General features: G+C 66.5%; 22 protein-coding genes. 13 read left to right on the top strand and 9 right to left on the bottom strand.

The features are described from left to right. Positions 1-14: 14 nt before the first annotated feature. The 4 genes from KSS94_RS02080 to rarD all read left to right on the top strand — a co-directional run bounded on the left by KSS94_RS02080 (position 15) and on the right by rarD (position 3,657). On the top strand, positions 15-752 hold the full coding sequence (locus KSS94_RS02080) for a ComFC family protein (RefSeq protein WP_217841456.1): 738 nt from the start codon (positions 15-17) through the stop codon (positions 750-752). Positions 753-809: 57 nt separating this feature from the next. After that, positions 810-1,574 carry a TOBE domain-containing protein gene (locus KSS94_RS02075; RefSeq protein WP_217841455.1) on the top strand — a complete coding sequence of 255 codons (765 nt, stop codon included), beginning with the start codon at positions 810-812 and terminating at the stop codon, positions 1,572-1,574. Positions 1,575-1,731: 157 nt separating this feature from the next. Continuing rightward, positions 1,732-2,706: a serine/threonine protein kinase gene (locus tag KSS94_RS02070; RefSeq protein WP_217841454.1), complete on the top strand. Its 975-nt coding sequence runs from the start codon at positions 1,732-1,734 to the stop codon at positions 2,704-2,706. 63 nt (positions 2,707-2,769) lie between these two features. Further along, a complete protein-coding gene (rarD, locus tag KSS94_RS02065) occupies positions 2,770-3,657 on the top strand; it encodes an EamA family transporter RarD (RefSeq protein ID WP_217841453.1) in 888 nt (295 codons plus the stop codon). Between the two features lie 332 nt (positions 3,658-3,989). On the opposite strand, the gene KSS94_RS02060 is transcribed toward rarD, so the two are convergent. Then, on the bottom strand, positions 3,990-4,508 hold the full coding sequence (locus tag KSS94_RS02060) for a glycine cleavage system transcriptional repressor (RefSeq protein ID WP_217841452.1): 519 nt from the start codon (positions 4,506-4,508) through the stop codon (positions 3,990-3,992). Positions 4,509-4,934: 426 nt separating this feature from the next. On the opposite strand from KSS94_RS02060, the gene KSS94_RS02055 reads away from it, so the two are divergent. Further along, positions 4,935-7,112, top strand: coding sequence for a malate synthase G (locus tag KSS94_RS02055; RefSeq protein ID WP_217841451.1), 2,178 nt, complete (start codon positions 4,935-4,937; stop codon positions 7,110-7,112). 81 nt (positions 7,113-7,193) lie between these two features. Here the strand turns inward: KSS94_RS02055 and KSS94_RS02050 are convergent, their stop codons facing one another. Continuing rightward, positions 7,194-7,637, bottom strand: a complete 444-nt coding sequence (locus KSS94_RS02050; RefSeq protein ID WP_225935828.1) for a response regulator — start codon at positions 7,635-7,637, stop codon at positions 7,194-7,196. A gap of 211 nt (positions 7,638-7,848) precedes the next feature. Here KSS94_RS02050 and KSS94_RS02045 point away from each other — a divergent pair, with 211 nt between their 5' ends. The 8 genes from KSS94_RS02045 to KSS94_RS02010 all read left to right on the top strand — a co-directional run bounded on the left by KSS94_RS02045 (position 7,849) and on the right by KSS94_RS02010 (position 19,180). After that, positions 7,849-9,786 (top strand): DUF294 nucleotidyltransferase-like domain-containing protein, encoded by a 1,938-nt coding sequence (locus KSS94_RS02045; RefSeq protein WP_217841449.1) that lies wholly within the window; start codon positions 7,849-7,851, stop codon positions 9,784-9,786. Further along, a complete protein-coding gene (locus KSS94_RS02040; RefSeq protein WP_217841448.1) occupies positions 9,783-10,493 on the top strand; it encodes a 3'-5' exonuclease in 711 nt (236 codons plus the stop codon). Before KSS94_RS02045 ends, KSS94_RS02040 begins: the two co-directional genes overlap by 4 nt. 398 nt (positions 10,494-10,891) lie before the next feature. After that, positions 10,892-11,410, top strand: coding sequence for an RNA polymerase sigma factor (locus tag KSS94_RS02035; RefSeq protein WP_217841447.1), 519 nt, complete (start codon positions 10,892-10,894; stop codon positions 11,408-11,410). Further along, positions 11,407-12,351, top strand: a complete 945-nt coding sequence (locus KSS94_RS02030) for a FecR domain-containing protein (RefSeq protein ID WP_217841446.1) — start codon at positions 11,407-11,409, stop codon at positions 12,349-12,351. Before KSS94_RS02035 ends, KSS94_RS02030 begins: the two co-directional genes overlap by 4 nt. A 197-nt stretch (positions 12,352-12,548) precedes the next feature. Then, the gene (locus KSS94_RS02025; RefSeq protein WP_217841445.1) at positions 12,549-14,978 is read left to right on the top strand and encodes a TonB-dependent siderophore receptor; all 2,430 of its coding nucleotides are present in this window, start codon (positions 12,549-12,551) and stop codon (positions 14,976-14,978) included. A gap of 94 nt (positions 14,979-15,072) precedes the next feature. Then, positions 15,073-16,185: a PepSY-associated TM helix domain-containing protein gene (locus KSS94_RS02020; RefSeq protein ID WP_217841444.1), complete on the top strand. Its 1,113-nt coding sequence runs from the start codon at positions 15,073-15,075 to the stop codon at positions 16,183-16,185. Continuing rightward, positions 16,182-16,358, top strand: coding sequence for a DUF4175 domain-containing protein (locus tag KSS94_RS02015; protein WP_217841443.1), 177 nt, complete (start codon positions 16,182-16,184; stop codon positions 16,356-16,358). Before KSS94_RS02020 ends, KSS94_RS02015 begins: the two co-directional genes overlap by 4 nt. Before the next feature lie 65 nt (positions 16,359-16,423). After that, a complete protein-coding gene (locus tag KSS94_RS02010; RefSeq protein WP_217841442.1) occupies positions 16,424-19,180 on the top strand; it encodes a dermonecrotic toxin domain-containing protein in 2,757 nt (918 codons plus the stop codon). A 159-nt stretch (positions 19,181-19,339) separates the two neighbouring features. On the opposite strand, the gene KSS94_RS02005 is transcribed toward KSS94_RS02010, so the two are convergent. The 7 genes from KSS94_RS02005 to waaF are packed head-to-tail and all read right to left on the bottom strand — an operon-like array spanning position 19,340 to position 26,300. Next, entirely contained in the window at positions 19,340-20,782 is a 1,443-nt protein-coding gene (locus KSS94_RS02005) for a lipopolysaccharide kinase InaA family protein (RefSeq protein ID WP_217841441.1), read from the bottom strand. Beyond that, the gene (locus KSS94_RS02000) at positions 20,782-21,534 is read right to left on the bottom strand and encodes a lipopolysaccharide kinase InaA family protein (RefSeq protein WP_217841440.1); all 753 of its coding nucleotides are present in this window, start codon (positions 21,532-21,534) and stop codon (positions 20,782-20,784) included. Before KSS94_RS02000 ends, KSS94_RS02005 begins: the two co-directional genes overlap by 1 nt. Beyond that, positions 21,531-22,265 carry a lipopolysaccharide kinase InaA family protein gene (locus KSS94_RS01995; protein WP_217841439.1) on the bottom strand — a complete coding sequence of 245 codons (735 nt, stop codon included), beginning with the start codon at positions 22,263-22,265 and terminating at the stop codon, positions 21,531-21,533. Before KSS94_RS01995 ends, KSS94_RS02000 begins: the two co-directional genes overlap by 4 nt. Then, positions 22,265-23,071, bottom strand: a complete 807-nt coding sequence (gene rfaP / locus KSS94_RS01990; RefSeq protein ID WP_217841438.1) for a lipopolysaccharide core heptose(I) kinase RfaP — start codon at positions 23,069-23,071, stop codon at positions 22,265-22,267. The genes KSS94_RS01995 and rfaP overlap by 1 nt, the downstream gene beginning before the upstream one ends. Further along, positions 23,068-24,192 carry a glycosyltransferase family 4 protein gene (locus KSS94_RS01985; RefSeq protein ID WP_217841437.1) on the bottom strand — a complete coding sequence of 375 codons (1,125 nt, stop codon included), beginning with the start codon at positions 24,190-24,192 and terminating at the stop codon, positions 23,068-23,070. Before KSS94_RS01985 ends, rfaP begins: the two co-directional genes overlap by 4 nt. Then, complete coding sequence (gene waaC / locus KSS94_RS01980; RefSeq protein WP_217841436.1) at positions 24,192-25,250, bottom strand: lipopolysaccharide heptosyltransferase I; 1,059 nt, start codon at positions 25,248-25,250, stop codon at positions 24,192-24,194. The genes KSS94_RS01985 and waaC overlap by 1 nt, the downstream gene beginning before the upstream one ends. After that, positions 25,251-26,300 (bottom strand): lipopolysaccharide heptosyltransferase II, encoded by a 1,050-nt coding sequence (waaF, locus tag KSS94_RS01975; protein ID WP_217841435.1) that lies wholly within the window; start codon positions 26,298-26,300, stop codon positions 25,251-25,253. Positions 26,301-26,414 lie beyond the last annotated feature (114 nt).

Here is a 26,414-nt window from a genome sequence, read left to right as displayed (position 1 = left end):
GTCACGGAAGGCCCATGAACTGTCAACCAAAGCCAAATACACAGGTTTACATCTGTACAAATAACAATCACACCTGTTTGCTCTGCGACGAACCGGCCAGGCAACCCTGGCCGTTGTGCAACGCCTGCGAACACGAGCTGCCATGGCTGGACGAGCAATGCCGGCGCTGCGCCCTGCCGCTGCCGCTTGACGGTTTGCTATGCGCCAGTTGCAAGCGCCGCCCGCCGGCCTTCCGCCGGGTGGTCGCGCCCTGGCACTACGGGTTCCCGGTGGACGCCCTGATCAGCCGCTTCAAGCACAACAGCCAGTGGCCCCTGGGGCGGCTGCTGGCCGAGCTGCTCGGCCAGGCGCTGGAGCATCATTACGGCGAAGGCCTGCCACGCCCGCACCTGCTGTTGCCGGTGCCGCTGGCCAAGGGTCGGCTGCGCCAGCGCGGCTTCAACCAGGCAGCGATGCTCGCCCGCTGGTTGGCCAGCCGCCTGCACCTGCCATGCGCCGAGCACCTGCTCGAACGCACCCGCGACACCCTGGCCCAGCAGGCACTGGGCGCCAGGGCCAGGCAGCGCAACCTGCGCCACGCCTTCGCCCTGGCAGGCTCGGCCGAGGTTAAAGGCCTGCACCTGGCCATAGTCGATGATGTGCTGACCACCGGCGCCACCGCCCAGGCCATCGCCAGCCTGCTGCGCCGTCACGGGGCGCGGCGGGTCGACATCTATTGCCTGGCGCGCACCCCAAGGCCCAGCCAGGCTTGACTTGGCCCGGCGGCGGCGGCAACGTCGCCAGACCTTCACAACCCCCGATACCCGCTCATGTCCCTGCCCGCCCTGCTCACCCAGCACATCGCCCGCCGCCCGCAGCGCATCGCCCTGCTGCAGCACGTGGCCGAACAAGGCTCGATCACCCGCGCCGCCAAGGCCGCCGGCATCAGCTACAAGGCCGCCTGGGACGCCATCGACGAGCTCAACAACCTGGCCGCGCAGCCGCTGGTGGAGCGCAGCACCGGCGGGCGCGGCGGTGGTGGCGCGCGGCTGTCGGCAGAAGGCGAACGGGTATTGCGCCTGTACCAACGCCTGCAAGCGTTGCAGACCGAACTGCTGGACGCCGCCGAGCACAGCAGCGACCTCGACCTGCTCGGCCGCCTGATGCTGCGCACCAGCGCACGCAACCAGTTGCAGGGCCAGGTCAGTGCCCTGCGCCGCGAAGGCCGGCACGACCGGGTCAGCCTGGCCCTGGGCAGCGGCCTGCAGATCGAGGCGCTGATCACCCGTGGCAGTACCGAGCGCCTGGAACTGGCCCTTGGCGTGACCGTGGTGGCACTGCTCAAGGCCGGCTGGGTACAACTGCTGGCCCCGGGCGAACCTGCCGAGGCTGGCAGCAATTGCCTGGTGGCCAAGGTCGAGCAGGTACTGGCCAGTGAAGAAGACGCCTGCGAAGTGCGCCTGGCACTGGGCAGCGGCCAGACCCTGTGCGCCTTTGCCGAGGCCGACTGGCTCGCGGCGCATGCCGTGCAACCTGGCAGCGAGCTGCGTGCGCAGTTCCACCCCTCCTACGTATTGCTGGGCGTGCCGGTCTGAACCCGGTGCAATCCCAGTAGGAGCCGGCTTGCCGGCGATAGGGCCGGCCCCGCCAACAAAAGGCTGAAGCCCCGATCACCGGCAAGGCCCGAAACCAGCACCAACGCCTGCCGCCTGCGCTACCATGCGCCCACGCCGTCCCGTGCCTGGAGCCCCCATGTCCCACCCCTTCGACACCCTCACCCCCGACCTCGTGCTGGATGCCGTCGAAAGCCTCGGCTTTCTCAGTGACGCCAGGGTGCTGGCGCTCAACAGCTACGAGAACCGCGTGTATCAGGTGGGTATCGAGGACAACCAGCCGCTGATTGCCAAGTTTTACCGCCCCGGGCGCTGGAGCGATGCCGCCATTCTTGAAGAACACGCCTTCAGCGCCGAACTTGCCGACTGCGAAGTGCCGGTAGTGGCGCCCATGCAGCACGAAGGCCGTTCGTTGTTCGAACACGCAGGCTTTCGCTTTGCGTTGTTCCCACGCCGCGGCGGCCACGCCCCCGAACCCGGCAACCTCGACCAGTTGTATCGCCTGGGCCAGTTGCTTGGCCGCCTGCACGCGGTGGGAGCAACGCGCCCGTTCGAACACCGCGAAACCCTGGCTGTGGATAACTTCGGGCATGCCTCGCTGAACACCCTGCTCGAGGGTAATTTCGTCCCGCGTGAACTGCTGCCCGCCTTCGAGTCGGTGGCCCGCGACCTGCTGGCACGGGTCGAGGCGATCTACGCCCGCACCCCGCACCAGCCTATCCGCCTGCACGGCGACCTGCATCCCGGCAACCTGATGCACCGCGACGAGGCCTACCACGTGGTCGACCTCGACGACTGCCGCATGGGCCCGGCGGTGCAGGACTTGTGGATGATGCTCGCTGGTAGCCGCGAGGAGCGCCTCGGCCAGCTCGCCGAGCTGATCGACGGCTACAACGAGTTTCACGATTTCGACCCGCGCGAGCTGGCCCTGATCGAACCGCTGCGCGCCTTGCGCCAGCTGCACTACAGCGCGTGGCTGGCGCGGCGCTGGGACGACCCGGCGTTCCCGCCGAGCTTCCCCTGGTTCGGCCAGCCACGTTACTGGGGCGACCAGATCCTCGCCCTGCGCGAACAGATAGCCGCGCTGGACGAACAGCCCCTGAAATTGTTCTAGAACCACGCCACGCAGTGTCTACAATGGGGGCCGCTTCATTCGCTTCCCAAGCAAGGATTCTGCATGCACGCCGCCAACCCGCGCCGCGGGTACATTCTGGGCCTCGGCGCCTACATCATCTGGGGCCTGTTCCCCCTGTACTTCAAAGCCATCCAGAGCGTCCCGGCGGTGGAGATCATCGTCCACCGGGTGCTCTGGTCGGCGCTGTTCGGCTCGCTGTTGCTGCTGGTGTGGAAACATCCCGGCTGGTGGCGCGAGCTGCGCGACAACCCCCGGCGCCTGGCAATTCTCGCCCTCAGCGGCACGCTGATCGCCGGCAACTGGCTGACCTACGTGTGGGCGGTGAACAACGGGCGCATGCTCGAGGCCAGCCTTGGCTACTACATCAACCCGCTGATCAACGTGCTGCTGGGCATGCTGCTGCTCGGCGAGCGCCTGCGCCGCCTGCAGTGGCTGGCGGTGGGGCTGGCGGGGCTGGGCGTGGCCCAGCAGGTGTGGCAGGTGGGCAGCCTGCCATGGGTGTCGCTGGCCCTGGCGCTGTCGTTCGGCTTCTATGGGCTGATCCGCAAGCAGGCGCCGGTGGCCGCGTTGCCGGGGCTGGTGGTGGAAACCTGGATGCTGGTGCCGCTGGCCATTGGCTGGTTGCTGCTGCACCCCACCGCCAACAGCGCGAACCTTGCGTTCTTCAGCAGCAGTGAAGCCTGGTGGTTGATCGCCGCCGGCCCGGTGACCCTGGTGCCGCTGGTGTGCTTCAACGCCGCCGCCCGTCACCTGCCCTACACCACCCTGGGCTTTTTGCAGTACCTGGCACCGACCCTGGTGCTGTTGCAGGCGGTGCTGTTGTTCGACGAGCACCTGACCTCGAGCAACCTGCTGGCGTTCACCTGCATCTGGGCGGGGCTGGCGGTGTACAGCGTGGATGCGTGGCTGTCGCTGCGCAAGCGCGCTTGATCATTTATTGATCAATAGCCTGCAGGCCACGTGAAACGTGGCCTGCAGCAAGGTCTCCAGAGGTTATCCACACCCTCGTCCCCGGCGTTTGTGCACAAGCCACTGAAAAATGAGCGTTTTTTGCTCAAATGGCGGCAAGCCTCAGCCTCCGTGGCCTGCAGCCTGACGCCCCCAGGTTATCCACAGGGCCTTCCCCGTTAAACCGGGATAACCCCAAGGGCCGCTGCGCGCCCCATCGCGACACAAGGCCGCTCCTACAGGGGATCGCGTTACCTCTGTAGGAGCGGCCTTGTGTCGCGAAAGGGTTGCGCAGCAACCCCGGCAATTTCGAATCACTCCTGGGGCCGCAACCGCAACTCCACCATCAAATCATCCGCCAGGCTCTCCAGCCGCTGCTGCAAATCCTCCAGCGACAAGGTCAACGGCAGCGCCAGCAGCGCATCGGCATGGAACAGCGGCTCACTGCTCATCGGCGCCGGGCGCACCTCGGTGGTGAAGCGTTCCAGATTCACCCCAAGCTCTGCCAGCAGGCGGGTGATATCACGCACGATACCCGGCCGGTCATTGCCCACCAGCTCCATGGCAATCGGCTTCCAGGTGCACGACGGCTCGATGCCGCTTTCGGCGATGAGCACGCGAATGCCGTAGCTGGCCAGCTTCTGCAGCGAGGCCACCAGCTCGTCGTAGTTCTCGGCCGGCACCGCCACCCGCAGAATGCCGGCAAACTGCCCGGCCATGCGCGACATGCGGCTCTCCAGCCAGTTGCCGTTGTGATCGGCGATGCACTGGGCAATGCGTTCGACCTGCCCGGCCTTGTCGGGGGCGATCACGGTCAGTACCAGATGGTCCACAGGCCACTCCTTCTGCAAGCCGTAAACGTAACCGGGTCAGTATAGGCAAGGCGCGGCAACCTGCCGCAGGGCAGTCCGCGCAGGCAATCGTGTACTGTTTCAAGATTTATCTGGAACAATCCACCTGTTTTTTGCGAACATACCGCTTCCCAGCGTGACCCCATGCGACCAACCGGTCGCGCGGCGACGCTTTTAGTCTGATGTTCACCTGCCTGCTGCTTCATGTAGTATGCGCCGGCGCGGACTACAAAACGTCGTCTGGATGTCTGCCAAGGCGCCTGTGAAAATACGCCAAACGCCCGCCAGCCTGCCTGGCGAGCCGCACCCAGCCGCCCTTCAGGGCACGCACTGGCCGTGTTTAGAGAAGCGCTACAGGCTTAATACGATGCGCGAAAGCGAAATAGCTGAGCAGAGGTGAGGCAAGCAATGACTGGATACGTTCAAGTCGGTGGCCTTCAGGTCGCCAAGGCCCTGTACGACTTCGTCAACGACGAAGCGATCCCTGGAACCGGCCTCAAGGCCGATGCGTTCTGGGCCGGGGCAGAGAAAATCATCAACGACCTCGCCCCCAAGAACAAAGCCCTGCTCGCCAAGCGCGACGAGCTGCAAGCCAAGATCGATGCCTGGCACCAGGCACGCCAGGGCCAGGCCCACGACGCCGCCGCCTACAAAAGCTTCCTCCAGGAAATCGGCTACCTGCTGCCACAAGCCGACGATTTCCAGGCCACCACCCAGAACGTCGACGAAGAAATCGCCGTGATGGCCGGCCCGCAGTTGGTGGTGCCGGTGATGAACGCCCGCTTCGCCCTGAACGCCGCCAACGCCCGCTGGGGGTCGCTGTACGATGCGCTGTACGGCACCGACGCCATCAGCGATGAAGGCGGCGCCGAAAAAGGCCAGGGCTACAACAAGGTGCGTGGCGACAAGGTCATCGCCTTCGCCCGCGCCTTCCTCGACCAGGCCGCGCCCCTGGCTGCCGGCTCCCACGTCGACTCCACCGGCTACCGTATCGAAGCCGGCAAGCTGGTGGTCGCCCTCAAGGGCGGCAGCAACACAGGCCTGCGTGACGACGCCCAGCTGATCGGCTTGCATGGCGATGCCGCAGCCCCCACCGCCGTGCTGCTCAAGCACAACGGCCTGCACTTCGAAATCCAGGTCGACGCCAGCACCCCGGTCGGCAGCACCGACGCCGCCGGCGTCAAAGACATCCTGATGGAGTCGGCGCTGACCACCATCATGGACTGCGAAGATTCGGTTGCCGCAGTCGATGCCGACGACAAAGTCATCGTCTACCGCAACTGGCTGGGCCTGATGAAGGGCGACCTGGCCGAAAGCGTGAGCAAGGGCGGCAAGACCTTCACCCGCACCATGAACCCGGACCGCGAGTACGCCGCGCCCAACGGCGGCAGCGTTACCCTGCACGGCCGCTCGCTGCTGTTCGTGCGCAACGTTGGCCACCTGATGACCAACCCGGCGATCCTCGACGCCCAGGGCAACGAAATCCCCGAAGGCATCCAGGACGGCCTGTTTACCAACCTGATCGCGCTGCACAACCTCAACGGCAACACCAGCCGCAAGAACACCCGCCAGGGCAGCGTGTACATCGTCAAGCCGAAGATGCACGGCCCGGAAGAAGTGGCCTTCGCCGCGGAAATCTTCAGCCGCGTCGAAGACCTGCTGGGCATGAAACGCAACACCGTCAAAGTCGGCATCATGGACGAGGAGCGCCGTACCACGGTCAACCTCAAGGCGTGCATCAAGGCGGCCGCCGAGCGTGTGGTGTTCATCAACACCGGCTTCCTCGACCGCACCGGTGACGAAATCCACACCTCGATGGAAGCCGGCGCCGTGGTGCGCAAGGGCGCCATGAAGAACGAGAAGTGGATCGGCGCCTACGAAAACAACAACGTCGACGTGGGCCTGGCCACCGGCCTGCAAGGCCGTGCGCAGATCGGCAAGGGCATGTGGGCCATGCCTGACCTGATGGCCGCGATGCTCGAGCAGAAAATCGCCCACCCGCTGGCCGGTGCCAACACCGCCTGGGTACCGTCGCCGACCGCCGCCACCCTGCACGCCCTGCACTACCACAAGGTGGATGTGCAGGCCCGTCAGCGCGAGCTGGCCTCGCGCACCCCGGCGTCGGTAGACGACATCCTGAGCATCCCGCTGGCTGCCGACACCAACTGGTCCGCCGACGAGATCCGCAACGAGCTGGACAACAACGCCCAGGGCATCCTCGGCTACGTGGTGCGCTGGATCGACCAAGGTGTGGGTTGCTCGAAGGTGCCGGACATCAACGATGTCGGCCTGATGGAAGACCGCGCCACCCTGCGCATTTCGGCCCAGTTGCTGGCCAACTGGCTGCGCCACGGCGTGGTCAGCCAGGAGCAGGTGCTCGAAAGCCTCAAGCGCATGGCCGCCGTGGTTGACAAGCAGAACGCCAGCGACGCCCAGTACCGCCCGATGGCGCCGAACTTCGATGACAACATCGCGTTCCAGGCTGCCATCGAGCTGGTGATCGAAGGCGCCAAGCAGCCGAACGGCTACACCGAGCCAGTGCTGCACCGCCGTCGCCGCGAGTTCAAGGCGCGCAACGCGCAGTAAACCGCGTCAAAGCCCATCGCCGGCAAGCCGGCTCCTACACAGATCCCTGTAGGAGCCGGCTTGCCGGCGATGCTTCTAGCCTCACTCCAACCTCAATTCCCGGCGCACCAGCGCCAGCAACTTGCCCAGGTCCACCGGTTTAAGCAGAAAATCCACCACCCCCAGGTGCATCACGTCCACCGCCTCCTTCACATCGGTGTCGCCCGACACCACGATGATCGACAACGCCGCCCGTTCCGACTCGCGAATCTGCCGAATCAGGTCAATCCCATCGCTGGGCTGCATGCGCAGGTCGGTGATCATCAGCGCAATGCGCGGTTCGTAATGCAGCTTGAGCATCGCCTCCTGGGCGCCATCGGCACTCATGCACTCGATGCCCCGGCTTTTCAGGTACAGGCGCAGCGCCTCGCTGTTCACCGGGTTGTCATCCACCACCAGCACGATCGGGCTCGGCGCCACGGGTGCACTGACCACAGCCAACGCCGCGCGCTCGGCGTCACTCAGAATTTCGTCATGCTCAACCATGGCCATCTCGTCAAAAATATCTCGCTCACGCGGTTGGACCGCAAAAGCCGGGCTACCCGGACTACCTTTCGTCGGCAATTTGACAGCTGCATTTCTAGACTTACGTCCAATGGGCACCATCCACCGGCCAGCCGACCATGGGGGCCAGAACAACAAAGCCGAGCCCTATAGATAGATATATATAGTTCGGCGTAGCGATACGGTCAGCTTCATGAGCAAAAAGGACGCCTACACCCAGGCCGGCAGGACTGCGGTACTGCAGAACATCCAAGGCACGTTGCAGTTTCTGCAGCGCTTCCCGCCGTTCAACCAGATGGAACAGGGGCACCTGGCCTATCTGGTGGAACAGTGCCAGCTGCGCTTTTATGCCAGCGGCGAAAGCATCATCAAACCCGCTGACGGCCCGGTGGAACACTTCTACATCGTCAAGCAGGGCCGCGTGGTGGGCGAGCGCCAGCACGTCACCCGCCCAGGCACCGAGACCACCTTCGAAATCGCCGGTGGCGAGTGCTTCCCGCTGGCCGCCCTGCTGGGCGAGCGGGCCACCCGCACCGAGCACCTGGCCGGCGAGGATACCTTCTGCCTGCAACTGGACAAAGCCGCGTTCATCCGCGTGTTCTCCATGTCCGAGGTGTTCCGCGACTACGCCCTGCGCGGGGTCAGCAGCCTGCTCGACCAGGTCAACCAGCAGGTGCGCCAGCGCGCGGTCGAAACCCTCGGCACCCAGTATTCGCTGAACACCCCGCTGGGCGAACTGGCACTGCGCCACCCGGTGGTGTGCAGCCCCGACACCCCACTGCGCGAAGCCGTAAGCCTGATGCACGAGCAGCAGGTCGGCAGTATCGTCATCGTCGACCCGGAGCGCGCCCCCCTCGGCATCTTCACCCTGCGCGACCTGCGCCAGGTGGTGGCCAATGCCAGCGCCGAGCTGACCGCGCCGATCGAGCGCTACATGACTGCCCGGCCATTCCACCTGAGCCCCCAGGCCAGCGCGTTCGATGCCGCCATGGCGATGACCGAGCGGCACATCGCCCATGTGTGCCTGGTGGACAACCAACGCCTGTGCGGGGTGATTTCCGAGCGCGACCTGTTCTCGCTGCAGCGGGTCGACCTGGTGCATTTGGCGCGCACCATCCGCCATGCCCCGCGGCTGGACAGCCTGGTGTCGCTGCGCGGCGAGATCGCCCAGCTGGTCGAGCGCATGCTCGCCCACGGCGCCTCGTCCACCCAGATCACCCAGATCATCACCCTGCTCAACGACCACACCGTGTGCCGGGTGATCGAGTTGGCCATCGCCGAGCGCGGCGACCCCGGCGTGCCGTTCAGCTGGCTGTGCTTCGGCAGCGAAGGCCGCCGCGAGCAGACCCTGCACACCGACCAGGACAACGGCATCCTGTTCGAGGCGCAAAGCAGCGCCGAGGCCGACGCTATCCGCGCCAAGCTGCTGCCGTTGGCCCAGCACATCAACCACAACCTCGCCCAGTGCGGCTTCACCTTGTGCAAGGGCAACGTGATGGCCGGCAACCCCGAGTTGTGCCTGTCGCGCAGTGAGTGGGCGCGGCGCTTTGCAGGCTTTGTGCGTGAAGCCAGCCCCGAGAACCTGCTGGGCTCGAGCATTTATTTCGACCTGCGGGTGGTGTGGGGCGACGAACAGGGCTGCGAGCAACTGCGCCGCGCCCTGCTGGAGCAGGTGGCCGACAACCGTATCTTCCAGCGCATGCTGGCCGACAACGCCCTGCGCCAGCGCCCCCCGGTGGGGCGCCTGCGCGAGTTCGTGCTGACCCGCCAGGGCGACGACAAAGCCGCCACCCTCGACCTCAAGGTGCAGGGCCTGACGCCCTTCGTCGACGGCGCGCGGCTGCTGGCCCTGGCCAACGGCATCGGCGCCTGCAACACCCTGGAGCGCCTGCGCCAGCTGATCGCCAAGGGCGTGATCGAACCCCTGGACGGCGCCGCTTATGAAGAGGCCTACCACTTCATCCAGCAAACCCGCATGCAGCAGCACCAGCGCCAGACCCGCGACAACCTGCCGTACTCCAACCGCCTCGACCCGGACAGCCTCAACCACCTCGACCGGCGCATCCTGCGCGAGTCGCTGCGCCAGGCCCAGCGCCTGCAAGCCAGCCTGGCCCTGCGGTACCAGCTATGAACCTGCTCGCCTGGCTGCGCCCGCCCGCCCCTGAACTGCCCGACAGCCTGCGCCAGCGCATCAAGGCCCTGCCCGCCCCGGCGCCACTGGCGGTGTGCTCGCTGCGCGAACAGCGCTGGGTGGTGCTGGATCTGGAAACCAGCGGCCTGAACCTGAACCGCGACCAGGTGCTATCGATCGGCGCGGTGGCCATCGAGGACGGTGCCATCGACCTCGGCCACCCGTTCGAGCGCACCCTGCATCGCCCCGAACAGAAAACCAATGCCAGCGTACTGATCCACGGCCTGGGCCCCAGCGCCCTGGCCGCAGGTGCAGACCCCGCCGAGGCGCTGCTGGAGCTGATGGCGTTCATCGGCGACAGCCCGGTGCTGGCCTTCCACGCCCCATTCGACCAGCGCATGCTGGCCCGCGCGTTGAAGGACAGCCTGGGCCTGCGCTTGCAGCACCCGTTCTTCGACGTGGCCGAACTGGCCCCGCTGCTCAACCCCGACACCGTACTGCGCGAAGCCGGCCTGGACGACTGGATCGCCCGTTTCGGCCTGGAAGTCGCAGCCCGCCACCACGCCAGTGCCGACGCCCAGGCGACCGCAGAGCTGGCCCTGATCCTGTTCAGCCAGGCCCGTCGCCAGCAGCTCGACAGCCCGCTGCAACTGGAGCAGCGCCTCAAGCAATGGCGCCGGCGCAAGGCCCAGGGCCACGGGCTCTAGGCCTCATCGCGGGGCAAGCCCGCTCCCACGCCCACCATCGTGGGAGCAACTGTCTTGCTCAAATTTTAAAAGCCGACCCGACTCTTGTGGGAAGCGGCCTTGTGTCGCGATGGGCTGCGCAGCAGCCCCGGCGATTTTGCAGGATGCCGATACTCTGGGGCCGCTATGCGGCCCATCTCGACCGGACGGCGCCCCGGCAAGGCCGCTTCCCACAGGATTGCACAGAGCCTGAAGCTGGCGCTGTACCTGTGGGAGCGGGCTTGCCCCGCGATGGGGGCCGTACAGGGCATCCCCCTCATGATGGCAATCCGATAAGCGTCAATTGCATCTCTACCCCTGCCTCTGCCAGAATCGCGAATAATTATCGTTAGTTAACGCATTCTTTTCGGGAGGCGGCCTTGACCCCCGCACACAGTCCACATGCCGATCTGGTCGGAGCGCTGTACCGCGACCACCGCAGCTGGCTGCTGGCCTGGCTGCAGCGCAGTACCGCCTGCCGCCAACGTGCCGAGGACCTGAGCCAGGACACTTTCGTGCGCCTGCTCGGCCGTGAGCGCCTGGACGCCCCCCGCGAACCCCGCGCGTTCCTGGTCGCCGTGGCCAAGGGCCTGCTGTTCGATCACTTTCGCCGCGCCGCCCTCGAGCAGGCCTACCTGAACGAGCTGGCCCTGCTGCCCGAAGCCGAACACCCCTCGCCCGAGCTGCAACACCTGATCCTCGAAGACCTCAAGGCCATCGACCGCCTGCTCGGCAAGCTGTCGAGCAAGGCCCGCGCCGCCTTCCTGCACAACCGCCTGGACGCCATGGGCCACGCCGAAATCGCCGAGCGCCTGGGGGTGTCGGTATCGCGGGTACGCCAGTACATCGCCCAAGGCATGCGCCAGTGCTACATCGCCCTGTACGGAGAGCCGACATGAGCAACGCCCCGGTTTCCAGCCAGGTGCTGGAAGCGGCGATTGCCTGGAAGCTGTGCCTGGACCAGGGCAGCGGTACCCCGGACGAACGCAACGAATTCATGCGCTGGCACGCCGCCCACGAAGAACACGCCCGCGCCTGGCTGCAGCTGGGCCTGCTTGACCAGCGCGTCAGCGCCGCCGCCGGCCCCGCGCGCAACGCCCTGTTGCAGTCGCGCAGTGGCATGCGCCAGCGCCTCGGCGGGCTGGCCGGCATGCTGGTGCTTGGCAGCCTGCTGGCCTGGGCGGGGTTGCCGAGCCTCTCGGCCAGCTACTGGTTGGCCGACCAGCGCACCGGCACCGGCGAGCTGCGCACCCTGCGCCTGGAAGACGGCACCCTGCTCAGCCTGAACACCCACACCGCGGTGGACATCGACTACCAGGGCGACGAACGGGTGATCGTGCTGCACCAGGGCGAAATTTCGGTCGAGACCGGCCACGACGACCCGCGCCCGCTGCAGGTGCGCACCGACGACGGCCGCCTGCGCCCGCTGGGCACGCGCTTTCTGGTCAAGCGCGAAGCCGCCGGCACGCGCCTTGAAGTGTTGCAGTCGCAGGTGGCGGCCAAGCCGCACAACAGCGGCGACGAACAGGTACTCGGCGAAGGCCGCCAGGTGCTGATGAGCGCCGATGGCCTGGGCCCGATAGAGCCGGTAGCGGTAGGCGCCGACGCCTGGACCCGCGGCATGCTGGTGGTCGACAACGTGCGCCTGAAAGACCTGCTGGCCACCCTGGGCCAGTACCGCAACGGCCACCTGGGCGTAACCGACGAGGTCGCCGACCTGCGGGTCAGCGGCAGCTTCCCGCTGACCGACACCGACCTGGCCCTGGCCTCGCTGCTGCCGGCCCTGCCGGTAAAGATCGAGCGGCACACGCCATGGTGGGTCACCGTCAGCGCCCGCTGATAGCGGGTCAAGCCCGCTCCCACAGGAATCACATAACCGTCAGGCCTGTGCCGTACCTGTAGAAGCCGGCTTGCCGGCGATGGGGCCCTCAGCCCCACCCCACAAAAAAAACAGAAATTTCTTACCGCCCCTCTGTCACTTTCCCAATCTCACTCGGCAAGGAAGCAACCAGCACATATCCGTCGAGGAGTCGCGCCATGTCCCGTGCCGTTGATGCTTTGCTTCGCCCCAGCCTGATGGCCCTGGCCATCGGCCTGGCCACCCCGCTTGCCAGCCCTGCCCTGTTCGCCGCCGAACAGTCCACGGTGCGCGCCTATGACCTGCCCGCCGGCCCCCTGGCCAGCACCCTGAACCAGATCGCCAGCCAGGCCGGCATCGCCCTGGCCCTGGACCCGGCACTGGCCAGCGGCCGTACCTCGGCGCCGGTCCAGGGCCAGTACAACGGCGTCAGCGCCTTGCAGGCGGCCCTGCGCGGCACCGGCCTGCAATTGCAGCAGGGCAGCGCCGGCAGCTACAGCCTGGTGGCCGTCCCCGACGGCAGCCTGGCCCTGCCGGAAACCAGCATCAATGCCAGCAGTGACAGCGAAAGTGCCTGGGGCCCGGTAGACGGTTACCTGGCCAAGCGCACCGCCGTCGGCAGCAAGACCGATACCGCGCTGGTCGAGGCGCCCCGCTCGATCTCGGTCGCCACCCGACAGCAGATGAAAGACCGCGGCGTGCACAGCCTGGATGATGCCGTGCGCTACATGCCGGGTATCGTCTCCGCCAGCTACGGCAGCGACACCCGCTACGACTGGATGCGCGTGCGCGGCTTCGAGCCGACCCAGTTCCTCGACGGCCTGCCGCTGCCCCGCGGCGTGTACGCCAACCCCAAGGCCGAAACCTGGAACCTCGACCGCCTGGCGCTACTGCGCGGCCCGGCGTCCTCGACCTACGGCCAAACCCCGCCCGGTGGCCTGCTGGACATGGTCAGCCGCCGCCCGCAAGCCGAAAGCGCCCACGAAATCGAAGTGCAGTACGGCAGTGACAACCACCGCCAGATCAACTTCGCCAGCACCGGCAAAATCGACGATCAGGGCCAGTTCCTCTATGGCGTCAGCGGCGTGGTACGCGACAGCGGCACGCAAATCGACCACATCGAGAACAAGCGCTACAACATCGCCCCCAGCCTGACCTGGAAGATCGACGAAGACACTTCGCTGACTTTCCTCAGCCAGTTCACCCGCGACGATACCGGCGTCACCAGCCAGTTCTATCCGTTGCAGGGCACCAAGATCGACATGCCGTTCGGCAAGGTTTCGCATCACAAGAACCTCGGCGACCCGGACTACGACTTCTACGACCGCACCTACTACGCGCTGGGCTATGCGTTCGAGCACCGCATCAACGATGTCTGGCAGTTCCGCCAGAACCTGCGCTACACCAAGTCGGACCTGTCGTTCCAGACCGTCACCGTGAACGCCTACAACCCCACCTTCGGCCAGGTGGTGCAACCCGATGGCACCTCTGGCCGCGGCACCACCAACGTCGACGAGGACATCTCCCAGTTCGCCATCGACAACAACCTGCAGGGTGACTTCAGCACCGGCGCCGTCAGCCACACCCTGTTGCTCGGCCTGGACCACCAGCGCATGGACAACGGCTACACGGCGATCTTCGGCCCTGCCTCGTCGATCAACGTCACCAACCCGGTCAATGGCCCAACACCTGTTCGCCCGCCCCGCGGCGATGCGTTCTACGACTACGAACAGAAGACCCGCCAGACCGGCCTGTACATCCAGGACCAGATGGCCTTGGACAACTGGCGCCTGACCCTCGGTGGGCGTCAGGACTGGGTGAAGACCGACACCCACTTCGTCAAGGACAATTCCGACAACAGCCAGCTCAACCGCAAGTTCAGCGGCAACGCGGCGATCAGCTACGTGTTCGACTCGGGCTTCGTGCCCTACCTGTCGTACGCCGAGTCGTTCCAGCCCACCAGCAAGGCCGACGTCACCTCGAGCAACTCGCTCAAGCCCACCGAAGGCCAGCAGTGGGAACTGGGTATCAAGTACCAGCCGCCTGGCTCCAACACCCTGCTGAGCGCTGCGGTGTATGACCTGACCCAGAAAAACGTCTCGGTCACCAGCTTCGTCGGCAGCACGCCGGTCACCAGCCAGACCGGCGAAGTGAAGGTGCGCGGCCTCGAGCTGGAAGCCACCTCCGACGTCACCGATAACCTCAAGGTGATTGCTGCCTACACCCTGGCCAAATCCGAAGTGCAGGACGGCCAGTACAAGGGCAACCGCCTGCAGCTGATGCCCAACCAGCAAGCCTCGCTGTGGGCCGACTACACCTGGCACAGCGGAGTACTCGACGGCTTCGGTATTGGTGCCGGCGCGCGCTACACCGGCAACACCTATGGCGACCAAGGCAACACCTGGCTGGGCAAGGCCAAGGCCTACACCGTGTTCGATGCCTCGGTGCACTACGACCTCGGGCGCCTGGACAACAGCCTGAAAGGCGCCTCGGTGGCCCTCAACGCCAGCAACCTGCTGGACAAGGACTACATTTCCACCTGCGACGGCTTCTACTGCTACTACGGCGACCAGCGCAGCGTCGTCGCCAGCGCCACCTACAAGTGGTAAACGCCCATCGCGGGGCAAGCCCGCTCCCACGTTTTCATACGTGGGAGCGGGCTTGCCCCGCGATGGCGTTGCGTAAAACAAAGGCTGAACCCTGATGAAAAGCCAAACCATCCGCCGCTGGTCCTTCATCCACACCTGGAGCAGCCTGGTGTGCACGCTGTTCCTGTTGTTGCTGGCCCTCACCGGCCTGCCGCTGATCTTCCACCACGAACTGGAGCACCTGCTGGGCGATGCCGCCGAGCTGCGCCAGATGCCCGCCGGCACCCCGCACCTGGACCTGCAGCAACTGGTGCGCAAGGCCGAGCAGCACCGCCCGGGCGAGGTGGTGCAGTACTTCGGCTTCGACAAGGACGAACCCGACGGCGTGCTGGCGATCACTGCCGCCACCGCCGGCACCGAGCCCAACGCCTCGCACACCTTCATGCTCGATGCCCGCAGCGGCGAAGCGGTGGCCATGCCGGCAGCCAACGGCGGCTTCATGATGCTCATGCTGCGCCTGCACGTGGACATGTTCGCCGGCCTTCCCGGCAAGCTGCTGCTGGCCTTCATGGGCCTGTTGTTCGTGGTGGCGATCGTCTCCGGCACGCTGCTCTACGCCCCCTTCATGCGCCGCCTGAAGTTCGCCACCGTGCGCCACGACAAGTCGCGCCGGCTGCGCTGGCTCGACCTGCACAACCTGATCGGCGTGGTAACGCTGAGCTGGGCGTTGGTGGTGGGCATTACCGGGGTGGTCAGCGCGCTGTCCGACCTGGTCATCGCCGCCTGGCGCAACGACAGCCTGGCCGCCATGGTCGCACCCTACCGCGAGGCGCCGCCGCTCACCGAGCGGGCGCCAGCCACCCAACTGCTGGATATCGCCGCCCAAGCCGCCCCCGGCATGCGCGCCGACTTCATCGCCTTCCCCGGCACGCGCTTTTCCAGCGAGCACCATTACGCGGTGTTCATGAACGGCAGCACCCCGCTGACCTCGCACCTGTTCACCCCGGTGCTGATCGACGCCCGCACCTTGGCCGTCACCGCCGTCGGCGAACGGCCCTGGTACATGGATGCCATGGGGCTGTCACAACCTTTGCACTTCGGCGACTACGGCGGCCGGCCGATGCAGATCCTGTGGGCGGTGCTCGATGTGCTGACCATCATCGTGCTCGGCAGCGGCCTGTACCTGTGGTGGGGCAAGCAGCGTAGGCCGAAAGAGGCGCGGGCATGAGCCACAAGTCGCAAAGCACCCGCAAGATCTTCGCCTGGCCGGCGCTGGTGGCCGTGCTCAGCCTGGCCGGGCTGTTCGCCGCGCTGCTGGGCGATGGCGCCTGGGATGTGCTGGCCTGGGTTGGGCTGGGGCTGTCGGCGGTACTGGGCATGAGTGGTTTCTGGCGGCGGTAAACGGTTACCACCGCAGCCTCTGAACGCCAAGGCATGGTCCGCCTCCCTTCACCTGGAGCCGGACCATGACACCCTTGCATCGCCTTGAACAACTCGATCAACAACTCACCGACCTGCAAAAGCACCTGCCGCGGTTGCAGCCAGACCTGCCTGGCCCGCAGATGCGCCGGCAACTGTTCAACGAGCTGGCAGGCTTCTGGAGCGACACGGCGGCACCAGCGCCCTCACGTCGCGAACAACTGCAACGCTTGCGCCGCCAGCAACTGCTGGCAGAAATCGAGCTGCGCCTGGCCGACCAGACCCTGCACGACGACCACATCGCCCTGCTGCGCACCTGCCTGGAACTGCCGCTGGGTTGGCAACGCCATCACCTGCCCGCGGCTGTGCGGGCGCAAATCTTTCGCCCGGTGTTCAGCACCCTCAGCCCCAACCGTAGGCTAAAGGTCCCCGGGTTGCTGGTACTGATTGCCGGTGCCTCGGCCGATAGCGCAGCGCTACCTGGCCAGACCCACGGCAAGGCCCTGCTGTGCAGCCTGGGCAATGGCGTCGAAGCCTTCGCCAGCCTGGCCGAGCTGCACCAGGAGCTGTGCGAGCGTATCGACGACCCGGTGCAGGGCCAGCCGCTGCTCGGCTTGCTGGGCGACCCGCAGCAGCGCGAACAATTGGCCCACGCCGACCGCCTGCGCTACGAGTACTTCGACGAAGACCTGGTGCAGTACCAGGCCCAGGCCGTGGTCGATGTGCAACAGCAACGCCTGACCCAAGCCTGGACAGATGCCTGGCAGCATGGCGTGGCTCCCGATACCGAAACCCTGGGCAGCGCACTCACCAGGGCGCTGGACCTCGCCCCGCTGATGGACAGCCGCCACGCCCTGGCCAGTCGTTACGCCCTGCTGCTGGAAAAGCACTTACCGGCCTGGCAGCAGCAGGCCACCCCCCAGGCCCTGAGTCACATCATGCAAACCTTGCAGGCGCTGGCCGGCGCCATCACCCAAGCCGCCGCCCCCGGCATTCTCACCCTGGAGCAGTTTCGCCAGCGCGACACCCTGCTCGGCTGGACCCGCCAGCGCTTGCGCGAACGCCTGCGCCGCGACCCTGGCCTGAACATCGCCCCCCAGGACATCCAGATCAACGTCACCCTGGCCCGGCAGATCGGCCCACTGGTAAACCCTTTGCTGCCTTCGGCGTACATCGCTGTTTCCAGCAACCCGCGCCCGGGTGGCACCGTCGAGCTGGTGCCGGTCACCTACCAGCTGGACGAACTGGCCCTGTACAACATCGCCTGGTTCGACACCGACTACTGGCTGACCGCACGTGTGCAGCACAAGGACGGCACACCCCTGCCCACCCTCACCGCGCAGCGGGTCAAGGCCATGGTGCGCGAGCTGGACGCTGGCAGTGGCTACCAGCGCCACCTGCGCAGGCAACTGCTCGACTCACCCGAGGGCGCCTGGCGCCAGTGGGCCCATGGCCTGATCAACCGCGCGCGGATGCACGCCGAGCTGGTCAAGGCCCGCTATGCCGGCCACCTGTTGCCAGACCCGTTCGAACGCAGCTACCACTGGGCGTTGGCGGTCATCGGCCAAGCTGTACCAGCCGAGGTACCGCGGCTGAGCGTGCGCCAACTGGTGATCCAGGGCCATACGGTGCAGGGCGTGCTGCTGATCGACAGCGCAGAGGCCGCCAGGCCGGCGCTGCTGCTCTACACCCCCGATGCCCCCGACCGCCGCCCGTGGCGCGACTACCGCAACACCCGCGCGCTGCTCAAGGCCCTGCGCGCCAGCCAAGGGCTGCGTGACTATGTCAGCGAACGCATGCCCCACGCCGACGCTGCACAGGTCGACAAACTGCTGCGCAAGGGCCGGCTGGGGCCGGAGCTCGCCACTCCTGCGGTTACCGGCGACTTGTTCACCGCACTGTACCGCGCCGAAGTGCACGCGCTGCTGGCCGAGGTCGATGCCGGCAGCCGCAGCAACCGCGAGCTGCTCGGCCAGGCCGGGGTCAACGCCCTGCGCCTGCTGCTCGACCTGGTGGGGCTGGTGCTGCCCTTTCCGGCACTTTCGGCCCTGGCCTTCGGCCGCGCGGCCATCAGCATCTGGGACGGTTTCGAGGCGATGCGCCAGGATGACCGCGAAGCGGCCCTGCACCATGCCATGGGCGCCTTGAGCCATAGCATCGACGGTATCAACAGCTATGCAGGTTCAGCGGTATTGCGCCGGGCCTTTCGCGGTTTGCCGCACCAGCCGCCGGTCCCGCTGGCCCATCACTACGTGGCCAAGCCCGAAACCAGCCGCCTGCGCCTGCGCAACATCGGCCCCCAGGGGGATGTGATCTACGAAATGGCCGGCACCGACCCTGGGCTGTCCCAGTACTTCATCCGCGACAAGCTGGGTCGCCACTACCAGGTGGCCTTCGACGGCCAGCGTTGGCGGGCCATCGACCCTCGCCAGCCCGACGCCTACCTCAAGCTGCCGCTGCGCAGGCAAGCTGATGGCGAGTGGGTGGTGGACTCGGCGCTGCGCTGGCATGACGGGCTGCCGGACCTGCGGCAGTTGCTGGAGGGTTGCCGGTTGCCGGAAACGCCAGGGGCCACTGCGGTCAGTGGTGAGGAGGGCTTGTTCGATGATGGCGGGCAGTTGCAACTGCAGGTTGGCACCTGGCGCCTGCCGGTACGCCGGCATTTGCTGGACGGGCACTACCACTTGCAGGTGGCTGCCAGCACGGTCCAGGTGTGGGTGGTGTTGCGCAAGGTGGATGACCAGTGGCGCATCCGCGTGCGCCAGGCAGGGCTCAGCAGCGAGTGGTTGCCAATACCAGATTGAAGCGGCCCTGTAGGAGCGGCCTTGTGTCGCGAAGGGCTGCGCAGCAGCCCCAGAATGTCGACCTCATACATAATCGCCGGGGCCGCTTCGCGCCCCATCGCGACACAAGGCCGCTCCTACAGGGAGCGCCAGCGTTTGGAAATTGAGCAAGACAATTATTCAGTCCGCCAACCTTGGCAGCACCTTGTCCAACCGCTGATGCAACGCACTGCTGCTTGGCCAGTTGCGCAGCAAGCGCGCCCGGTCGCGGGCGAAGGCCGGGGCGAAGCTCAGCTGGGTGGCGTGCTGGCACATCGCGTCGAGGTCGATCAGCGACCACTGGCCGTCCACCCAGAACAGGTTGTGGCCCTTGAAATCACCATGGCTGATGCGCTCGCGAATCAGCTGCTGCATCAGTTGCACCAAGGCCTCGACCATCTCGTGCGGCGCCTCGCCGCTGTCGACGAAGGGCGCAAAGCACGCCGCCAGGTCCGGCCCGTCGATGTATTCGGTGACCAGGTAGGCGCGGTTGCGCAGGCCCAGGGTACGGGTTTCCAGCACCGCCAACGGGCGCGGCGTGGCGATGTCGAGAAAGCCTAAACGGTGGCCTTCGATCCACGAATGCCAGGCGCGGCTCGGGCGCCAGAAGCGCTTGAACCAGTGGGCGGTATTCTTGATGTTGTAGCGCTTGAGCACCAATGGCCGGCCATCGACCTCGATGCGCGCCACGCTGGCGGCGCCGCCGGTCTTGTACAGGTGGCCTTGCTCCAGCAGCGCGTCGGCTTGTGCAAGAACCGGCAGCATGGCCTGCACTTCACCCCGGTGAATCGCCCGCAGCCCCGACAGGTCGCGCTCGACGCTGAACAGCGTGCACTCACGCCCGGCCTTGGTCAGGTAGTCCTTCAGGCGCCAGTTGCGCACCTTGTCCACCTGCTTTTGCAAGGCTTCCAGCGGCAGTGCATGCTCGGCGTTGGCCATCACGTAGTGCACCAGCGCCTCTTCGATGAACGGCTCCAGGCGCTTGGGCAACTGGGCGAACAGCACCCCGAGGTTTTCCAGCACACGCTGGCGCGACAGCTGCTGGCCAGGGGTTTCGGCCTTGATACCGGCACCGTCGATCAGGTACAGCTCGCCGTGCTGGCGCAGCAGGTTGTCCAGGTGCAGGTCTTCCTGCCACAGGCCCTTGGCGTGCATGTGCGCCACTGCGGTGAGTGCCTCACCCAGCACCTGATGCTGCTCGTCGGCCAGCATCGGCAGGTGCTCAACCTCGGCCCAGGCGTCGGCCAGGCTCTGGGCGTCTTCCAAAAATTCGAACAGCAGCCAGCCACCCTCGCCTTCCTTCAACCCGTCGGCCAGCAGGCGCGGCGTGGTCAGGCCCTGCCCGGCCAGCAACCGTGCCCCCTCCAGCTCACGCTGGAAATGCCGCGCGGCATGGCTGCCCACCAGCAGCTTGGCCAGCACCTTGGTGCCGCGCCAGATACCGGCGCCGACATAGCGCTGGCCCGGCAGCACCCGCAGCAGGCTCAGCAGTTGCAGGTCGGCCGGCCCGGCGGCATCGGCCAGGGTGACGCCGAGCGGCAGCGCCGGGCTGCGCCCGGCGGCCTTGAGTTCGGACAGGCGCATCAGCGGCCCTCCTTGTGGCGGCGGCGCTGGGTCAGGCGTTGCAGCCAGGTGCCCACCATCGCGCTGTCTTGTGGCTGCCCGAGGTAGGCGCCCAGCAGCACACGCACCTCGGCTTCGTTCCACACCGCAGCGCGGCGCAGCAGCGGCTCCAGGTCCTTGACCCGGTCGCGCATGCCAAACAGCAGCGGGCGGGTTTTCTCCAGGTCGATCAACTGCGCCTGCCAGCCTTCGCGGCGCTCGCGCAGGAAGATGTGCTTGGGGTAGAAACAGCCGTGCATCTGCCCGGCGCCGTGCAGGGTGCGCGCCAGCTGGCCACAGGCCTGCAGGACGCCCTGGCGCTGCGCGGCAGGCAGTTGCGCCCACTGGGTCAGCAACGGGTCGAGGTCGGTCCATTCGTCCAGGGCGCGGGTCAGCAGCACCGCGCGGTGCTGGCCGCCCTGCTTGCGCTCGCCGTAGAACACCGCCTGCAAGGCCGGGATGCCGAGTTTCTGATAGCGGCTGATGTTGCGAAATTCGCGGGCGAAGGTGGGCTCGCCGAACGGGCTGTGCAGGGTGCGCGTGAGGTAGTCGCTCTGGCGCTTGAGGTAGTAACCCTTGCCCTCCAGTTCCAGGCGGAACACGCTGCTCCAGCCACCGCGGCTGGTGTTGGGCTCGTCCACCGCATCCAGTTGCAGTGCCCACAGCGCCTCGAAATCGCCCAGGCCATGGCGGGTCAGCAGCGCCTTGTCGGCGCTGGCCAGGTAATCGGTCATTCCCTTCCCTCGAAAAAGCTCAGCACCTGGCGAATGCGCCGCTTGTCGCGGGCGGTCAGGCGGTCGTGCCGGCGGTACTGCAGGTAGAAGCGCAGGCGCTGGGTCGCCGACAGGTGATATTTGGCGACCTTGTCCAGGCACGCCAGGTCCTTGATCAGGCGGTGGCGCAACATGAAGCCGCGCCAGAAGTCGCCGGTGGGGCAGTCGATGAAGAACAACGTGCCCTGGTCATCCACCAGCAGGTTGCGCCACTTCAGGTCGTTGTGGGCGAAGTGGTGGTCATGCATCACCCGCGTGTGGCGCGCCAGCTGGCGGCTGACATGCTCGACCCAGGTACGGTCGCGCAGCAGCGGGTCATTGCGGTCGGCCAAGGCCGACAGGTCTTCGGTATTGGGCAGCTCGCGGGTGATCATCGCCCCACGGCCAAAGGCCAGGCCGTTGCGCTCGAGCCCCCAGGCCACCACCTCGGCGGTGGGGATTTCCCACTTGGCGAACTGCTTGAGGTTCTGCCACTCGGCCTTGATCCGCGGGCGGCCCAGGTAGCGGCGCATGTGCTTGCCGGCGCCGGTGTAGCGCTTGACGTAGTAGTTGACCCCGTCACGCTGAATGCGAATGACCTCGCTCAGCGGGTCACGGGTCAGGCGCTCGCCCTGCAGGGCGAATACCGCATCGAGGCTGCCGAAGTCGGCCGCCAGGTGGCTGTACTCCGGCGCCAGTGTCCAACCCGCCATCAGAGTGCATCCCCATAGCGTTGCTTGCGGTCGTAGAGTTTCTGCGCCTTGCGTTCGAGCCAGGCGAGCAGCGCGGCCTCGTCCTTGAGTACCTGGCGCAGCGGCTGGCGGAAGTAACCGCGCAGGAAGCGCAGCTTGTCACGCCGGGTCAGGCCGATATCCAGGGCCGAGAAGTACAGCGCGGCAAGGTCCTTGTCGCGCCAGCGGCGGGTAATTTTTGCGCGGGTTTGCGCACGGTGCAGGTCGATTACCGACAGTTTGAAGTCATCCGCCGTCACCGGGCGGTCGGTGTGCAGCAGGAAGTGGCAGATGTAGCAGTCGCGGTGATTGACCCCGGCGCGGTGCATGCCACCGGTCATCTTCGCCACTTCGGCGATCAGCGCACGCTTGAGGCGTGGCTCGGGCGGTTGCTTGAGCCAGTTCAGGCTGAAGTCTTCCAGGCTGACAGTCGGCGCCAGTTCCTCGGTGACGATGAACGAGTGCTGGGTGGCCGGGTTGCTGCCACGCTCGCCGTAGGCGACGGCGGTCATGGTCGGCACGCCGACTTCGTGCAGGCGCTGGATGGCCCGCCATTCCTGGCCGGCACCGAGCACCGGCAGCTTGGCGCTGAACAGGTTCTTGAAGATCTCGCCCCAGCCGATGCCACGGTGGATCTTGACGAAAAAACCCTCGCCAGCGACTTCGGTGCGCAAGGTGCGGCGGCCTTCCAGCTCGCGGTACACCTCGCCCTGCAGTTGCTCCACCGCCTCGAACGGGTCACGCCCGGCCCACAGGCGCTTGAACGGCTCGGCCAGTATCAGCTTCATGCCTGCCCCCCAGCCAGGATCACATCAGCAGCATGCTGCGGCATGCTGTACAGGTCGGCGCTGTCGGCAAAGGCCACGCCGTTGCGCGACCAGGCTGCGCGGGCCTGGCCGTCTTCGAGCATGTGTTGCAGGTAGCCGTTGAGCTGGTCCTGCTCGAACGGGTCGTCCAGCACCAGGCCACTGTCGGCTTCGGCGATGTAATGGGCGTAACCGCATACCTTCGACACCAGCACCGGCAAACCGGCCACCAGGGCTTCGAGCAGCACGGTGCCGGTGTTTTCGTTGTAGGCCGGGTGAATCAGCAGGTCGGCACCCAGCAGGAAGCGCGGGATATCGCTGCGCCCCTTGAGGAACTGTACCTGATCGCTTATGCCCAGCGCGGCGGCCTGCACCTGGAACAGCTTGGGGTCGTCCTGGCCGATGACCATCAGCCGGGTGCGCTTGCGCAGCGCCGAAGGCAAGGCCGCCAGGGCCTTGAGGCTGCGGTCCACACCCTTGGTCTTGAAGCCCGAACCGATCTGCACCAGCAGCAGGTCGTCATCGCCCAGGCCGAACTCCTGGCGGAACTGCGCGCGGATGGCGTCGGCGTCGGCCGGGCGCCGGCGGTCCTGGGAGATGCCCGGCGGCAGCAGGTGGAAGCGCTGCTCAGGCGTGGCGTAGTGCTTGATGAACAGCGGCTGCTGCACCTCGGAGATCATCAGGATCTCGGTGCGCGCATCGCGGGCGAACACCGCCCGCTCGTACTCGGCAAAGTGCCGGTAGCGGCCCCAGCGGCGGTACAGCCCGCCGCGCAGGGTCTGGGCCTTGTCTTCAAAGCAGCCGTCAGCGGCGTAGTACACGTCCAGCCCCGGCATCTTGTTGAAGCCGATCAGGCGGTCGACCGGGCGCTTGGCCAGGTCCGCTTCCATCCAGGCGCTGAGCTTCTCGTTACGGCGGTGGTTGAACAGCGCCTTGATCGGCGCCACCAGCACCTCGAAGCCCGGCGGAATGTCGCCTTCCCAAATCAGCGTATACACGCGGATCTGGTGGCCACGCTTCTGGCACTCCAGGGCGATGCGCATGAAGTCGCGTTGCAGCCCGCCGAAAGGGAAGTATTTGTAGAGCACGAAAGCCAGTTGCATCAACGAACATCCTCAGCCAGCAGCAGCGCGCTCAAGCGGCCCGCCACATGCTCGGGATTCAGGCGAGTGAAGCACAGCGGCCACTCGCGTTTGAGATCGAACCGGCGCAGGTCCTCGGCGCTCGGTTTGTAGGTGCACTTCTTCTGCAGGCACGGGGCGCAGGGGAAGTTGCTCGCCTGGTGAACCTGGGCGCGTCCGTAGGCGCCGGTCAAACCAGGGTTGGTGGGGCCGAACAGCGAAATGGTCGGCACATCCAGGGCTGCAGCCAGGTGGCCGAGGCCGGTGTCCACAGCCACGCAGGCCTTGGCGGCGGCCAGTACCCGGGCAACCCCTGCCAGGTTCAATTTGGGGAGTACCTGGCAGTTGTTCAAGCCTTGGGCAATGCGCTCGGCGCGGGCCTTCTCCGCCGGGTTGCCCCAGGGCAGCAGCACCTGCAGCTGGCGCCGGCCCATGCGCTCGGCCAGCTCGCGCCAGTAGGCCTCGGGCCAGTGCTTGGTGGCCCAGGTGGTGCCATGCAAAAACACCACGTAGGGCGCGGTGGGCGGCAGTTGCAGGCGCGCAAGGTCCAGGCCGTAGTCGCCCAGGCCCTCGGGAATGTCGTAGGCCAGGGCCAGGGCGAACAGCTGGCGCACCCGCTCCACGGCGTGCTGGCCGACCGCAACCGACAGGCGCCGGTCATAGAAGCGGCTGGCCAGGCCCTCGCGGGCCGAATAACGGTCGAGCCCGGCCACCGGCGCCTTCACGTAGCGGGTCAGCCAGGCCGACTTGACCAGGCCCTGGGCGTCGATCACCAGGTCGTACTTGCGCTCGCGCAGGCGCTGCTTGAACGCCTTCCACTCGCCGCTCCTGAGGGTTTGCCAGAGGTTCTTGCGCCAGCGGCGAATGGCCACCGGGATCACCTGATCAACCGCCGGGTGCCAGCTGGGGATCTCGGCGAAGCCTTCTTCCACCACCCAGTCGAAACGGATGCCGGGGATGGCGTGGGCGGCGTCGGTGAGCGCCGGGAGGGTGTGGATGACATCGCCCAGGGACGAGGTCTTGATGATCAGTACCCGCACTCAGTCGACCTCGGCCACGGTATCGATCAGGTTCGGCCCGCCCAGGCTGTGCAGGGCAGCGATGACTTTTGCAGGGTCCAGCAGGCGCAGGCAGTTGTAGTGGCCGAAGCGGCAGGTGCGCTCGAAGCACGGGCTGCACTCGATGCCGGTGCGTACCACCTCGACCTGGTCGGCCAGCGGCGGGGTGAAGCCCGGCGAAGTCGAGCCATACACCGCCACCAGCGGGCGGTTCAACGCCGCGGCCACGTGCATCAGGCCGGAGTCGTTGGACACCACCGCCTGGGCGCAGGACATCAGGTCGATGGCCTCGGCCAGCGAGGTTTCCCCGGCCAGGTTGTACGACTCTTCACGCAGGCCCGGGATCAGCCGGTCGCGGATCTGCTCGCCACCCGGGTGGTCGTTCTTCGAGCCGAACAGCCACACCTGCCAGCCCTGGCGAATCATCGCCTCGGCCACTTGCGCGTAGTGCTCGGCCGGCCAGCGCTTGGCCTCGCCAAACTCGGCGCCGGGGCACAGCGCCAGCACCGGGCGGTCCAGCTCCAGGCCGAACTTGGCCAGGGCGGCATCGCGACTGGCGGCCTCGATCTGCAGGTTGGGACGCGGGTAAGGCTGCGGCAGCTCGGTGCCCGGCGCGTAGGCCAAGGCCATGAAGCGCTCGATCATCAGCGGGTAGCGGGCCTTGTCCAGCTTGCGCACATCATTGAGCAGCAGGTAGCGCATTTCGCCGCGCCAGCCGGTGCGCTTGGGGATGCCGGCAAAGTACGGCACCAACGCCGACTTGAGCGAGTTGGGCAACAGGATCGCCTGGTCGTACTGGCCGGCCAGCGACTTGCCGATGCGCCGGCGCGTGGCCAGTTCCAGCGCGCCGTGGCCGAGCGGGAAGCTCAAGGCCTGGCGCACCTCGGGCATGCGCTCGAGGATCGGCCGGCTCCACTCGGGGGCCAGCACGTCGATCGCGCACTCGGGGTGCTGCTGTTTCAGGCACTGGAACAGGGTCTGCGCCATCACCATGTCGCCGACCCAGCTGGGGCCAATGATCAGTATTCTCATGCTTTATCCAGAAACATTCGGGGAGGCTGCAGGCTGATCTGCAACCTGGCCTCCCCTCTTTATATTCAGGCTATGTGGCGGACAGTGTACCACCTGGGTTCCTGATCGCGGGGC

Source organism: Pseudomonas fakonensis (genome assembly GCF_019139895.1).
In the GTDB taxonomy this organism is placed as follows: domain Bacteria; phylum Pseudomonadota; class Gammaproteobacteria; order Pseudomonadales; family Pseudomonadaceae; genus Aquipseudomonas; species Aquipseudomonas fakonensis.
Note: the sequence above shows the minus strand (reverse complement) of the source record. Positions and strands in the feature narration are given on the sequence as shown.

Excerpts from the sequence above, each read along its gene's own strand:
- KSS94_RS02080 (WP_217841456.1), top strand. The coding sequence starts at position 15 with ATGAACTGTCAACCAAAGCCAAATACACAGGTTTACATCTGTACAAAT.
- KSS94_RS02075 (WP_217841455.1), top strand. The coding sequence starts at position 810 with ATGTCCCTGCCCGCCCTGCTCACCCAGCACATCGCCCGCCGCCCGCAG.
- KSS94_RS02070 (WP_217841454.1), top strand. The coding sequence starts at position 1,732 with ATGTCCCACCCCTTCGACACCCTCACCCCCGACCTCGTGCTGGATGCC.
- rarD (WP_217841453.1), top strand. The coding sequence starts at position 2,770 with ATGCACGCCGCCAACCCGCGCCGCGGGTACATTCTGGGCCTCGGCGCC.
- KSS94_RS02055 (WP_217841451.1), top strand. The coding sequence starts at position 4,935 with ATGACTGGATACGTTCAAGTCGGTGGCCTTCAGGTCGCCAAGGCCCTG.
- KSS94_RS02050 (WP_225935828.1), bottom strand. The coding sequence starts at position 7,637 with ATGGTTGAGCATGACGAAATTCTGAGTGACGCCGAGCGCGCGGCGTTG.
- KSS94_RS02045 (WP_217841449.1), top strand. The coding sequence starts at position 7,849 with ATGAGCAAAAAGGACGCCTACACCCAGGCCGGCAGGACTGCGGTACTG.
- KSS94_RS02040 (WP_217841448.1), top strand. The coding sequence starts at position 9,783 with ATGAACCTGCTCGCCTGGCTGCGCCCGCCCGCCCCTGAACTGCCCGAC.
- KSS94_RS02030 (WP_217841446.1), top strand. The coding sequence starts at position 11,407 with ATGAGCAACGCCCCGGTTTCCAGCCAGGTGCTGGAAGCGGCGATTGCC.
- KSS94_RS02025 (WP_217841445.1), top strand. The coding sequence starts at position 12,549 with ATGTCCCGTGCCGTTGATGCTTTGCTTCGCCCCAGCCTGATGGCCCTG.
- KSS94_RS02020 (WP_217841444.1), top strand. The coding sequence starts at position 15,073 with ATGAAAAGCCAAACCATCCGCCGCTGGTCCTTCATCCACACCTGGAGC.
- KSS94_RS02015 (WP_217841443.1), top strand. The coding sequence starts at position 16,182 with ATGAGCCACAAGTCGCAAAGCACCCGCAAGATCTTCGCCTGGCCGGCG.
- KSS94_RS02010 (WP_217841442.1), top strand. The coding sequence starts at position 16,424 with ATGACACCCTTGCATCGCCTTGAACAACTCGATCAACAACTCACCGAC.
- KSS94_RS02005 (WP_217841441.1), bottom strand. The coding sequence starts at position 20,782 with ATGCGCCTGTCCGAACTCAAGGCCGCCGGGCGCAGCCCGGCGCTGCCG.
- KSS94_RS02000 (WP_217841440.1), bottom strand. The coding sequence starts at position 21,534 with ATGACCGATTACCTGGCCAGCGCCGACAAGGCGCTGCTGACCCGCCAT.
- KSS94_RS01995 (WP_217841439.1), bottom strand. The coding sequence starts at position 22,265 with ATGGCGGGTTGGACACTGGCGCCGGAGTACAGCCACCTGGCGGCCGAC.
- rfaP (WP_217841438.1), bottom strand. The coding sequence starts at position 23,071 with ATGAAGCTGATACTGGCCGAGCCGTTCAAGCGCCTGTGGGCCGGGCGT.
- KSS94_RS01985 (WP_217841437.1), bottom strand. The coding sequence starts at position 24,192 with ATGCAACTGGCTTTCGTGCTCTACAAATACTTCCCTTTCGGCGGGCTG.
- waaF (WP_217841435.1), bottom strand. The coding sequence starts at position 26,300 with ATGAGAATACTGATCATTGGCCCCAGCTGGGTCGGCGACATGGTGATG.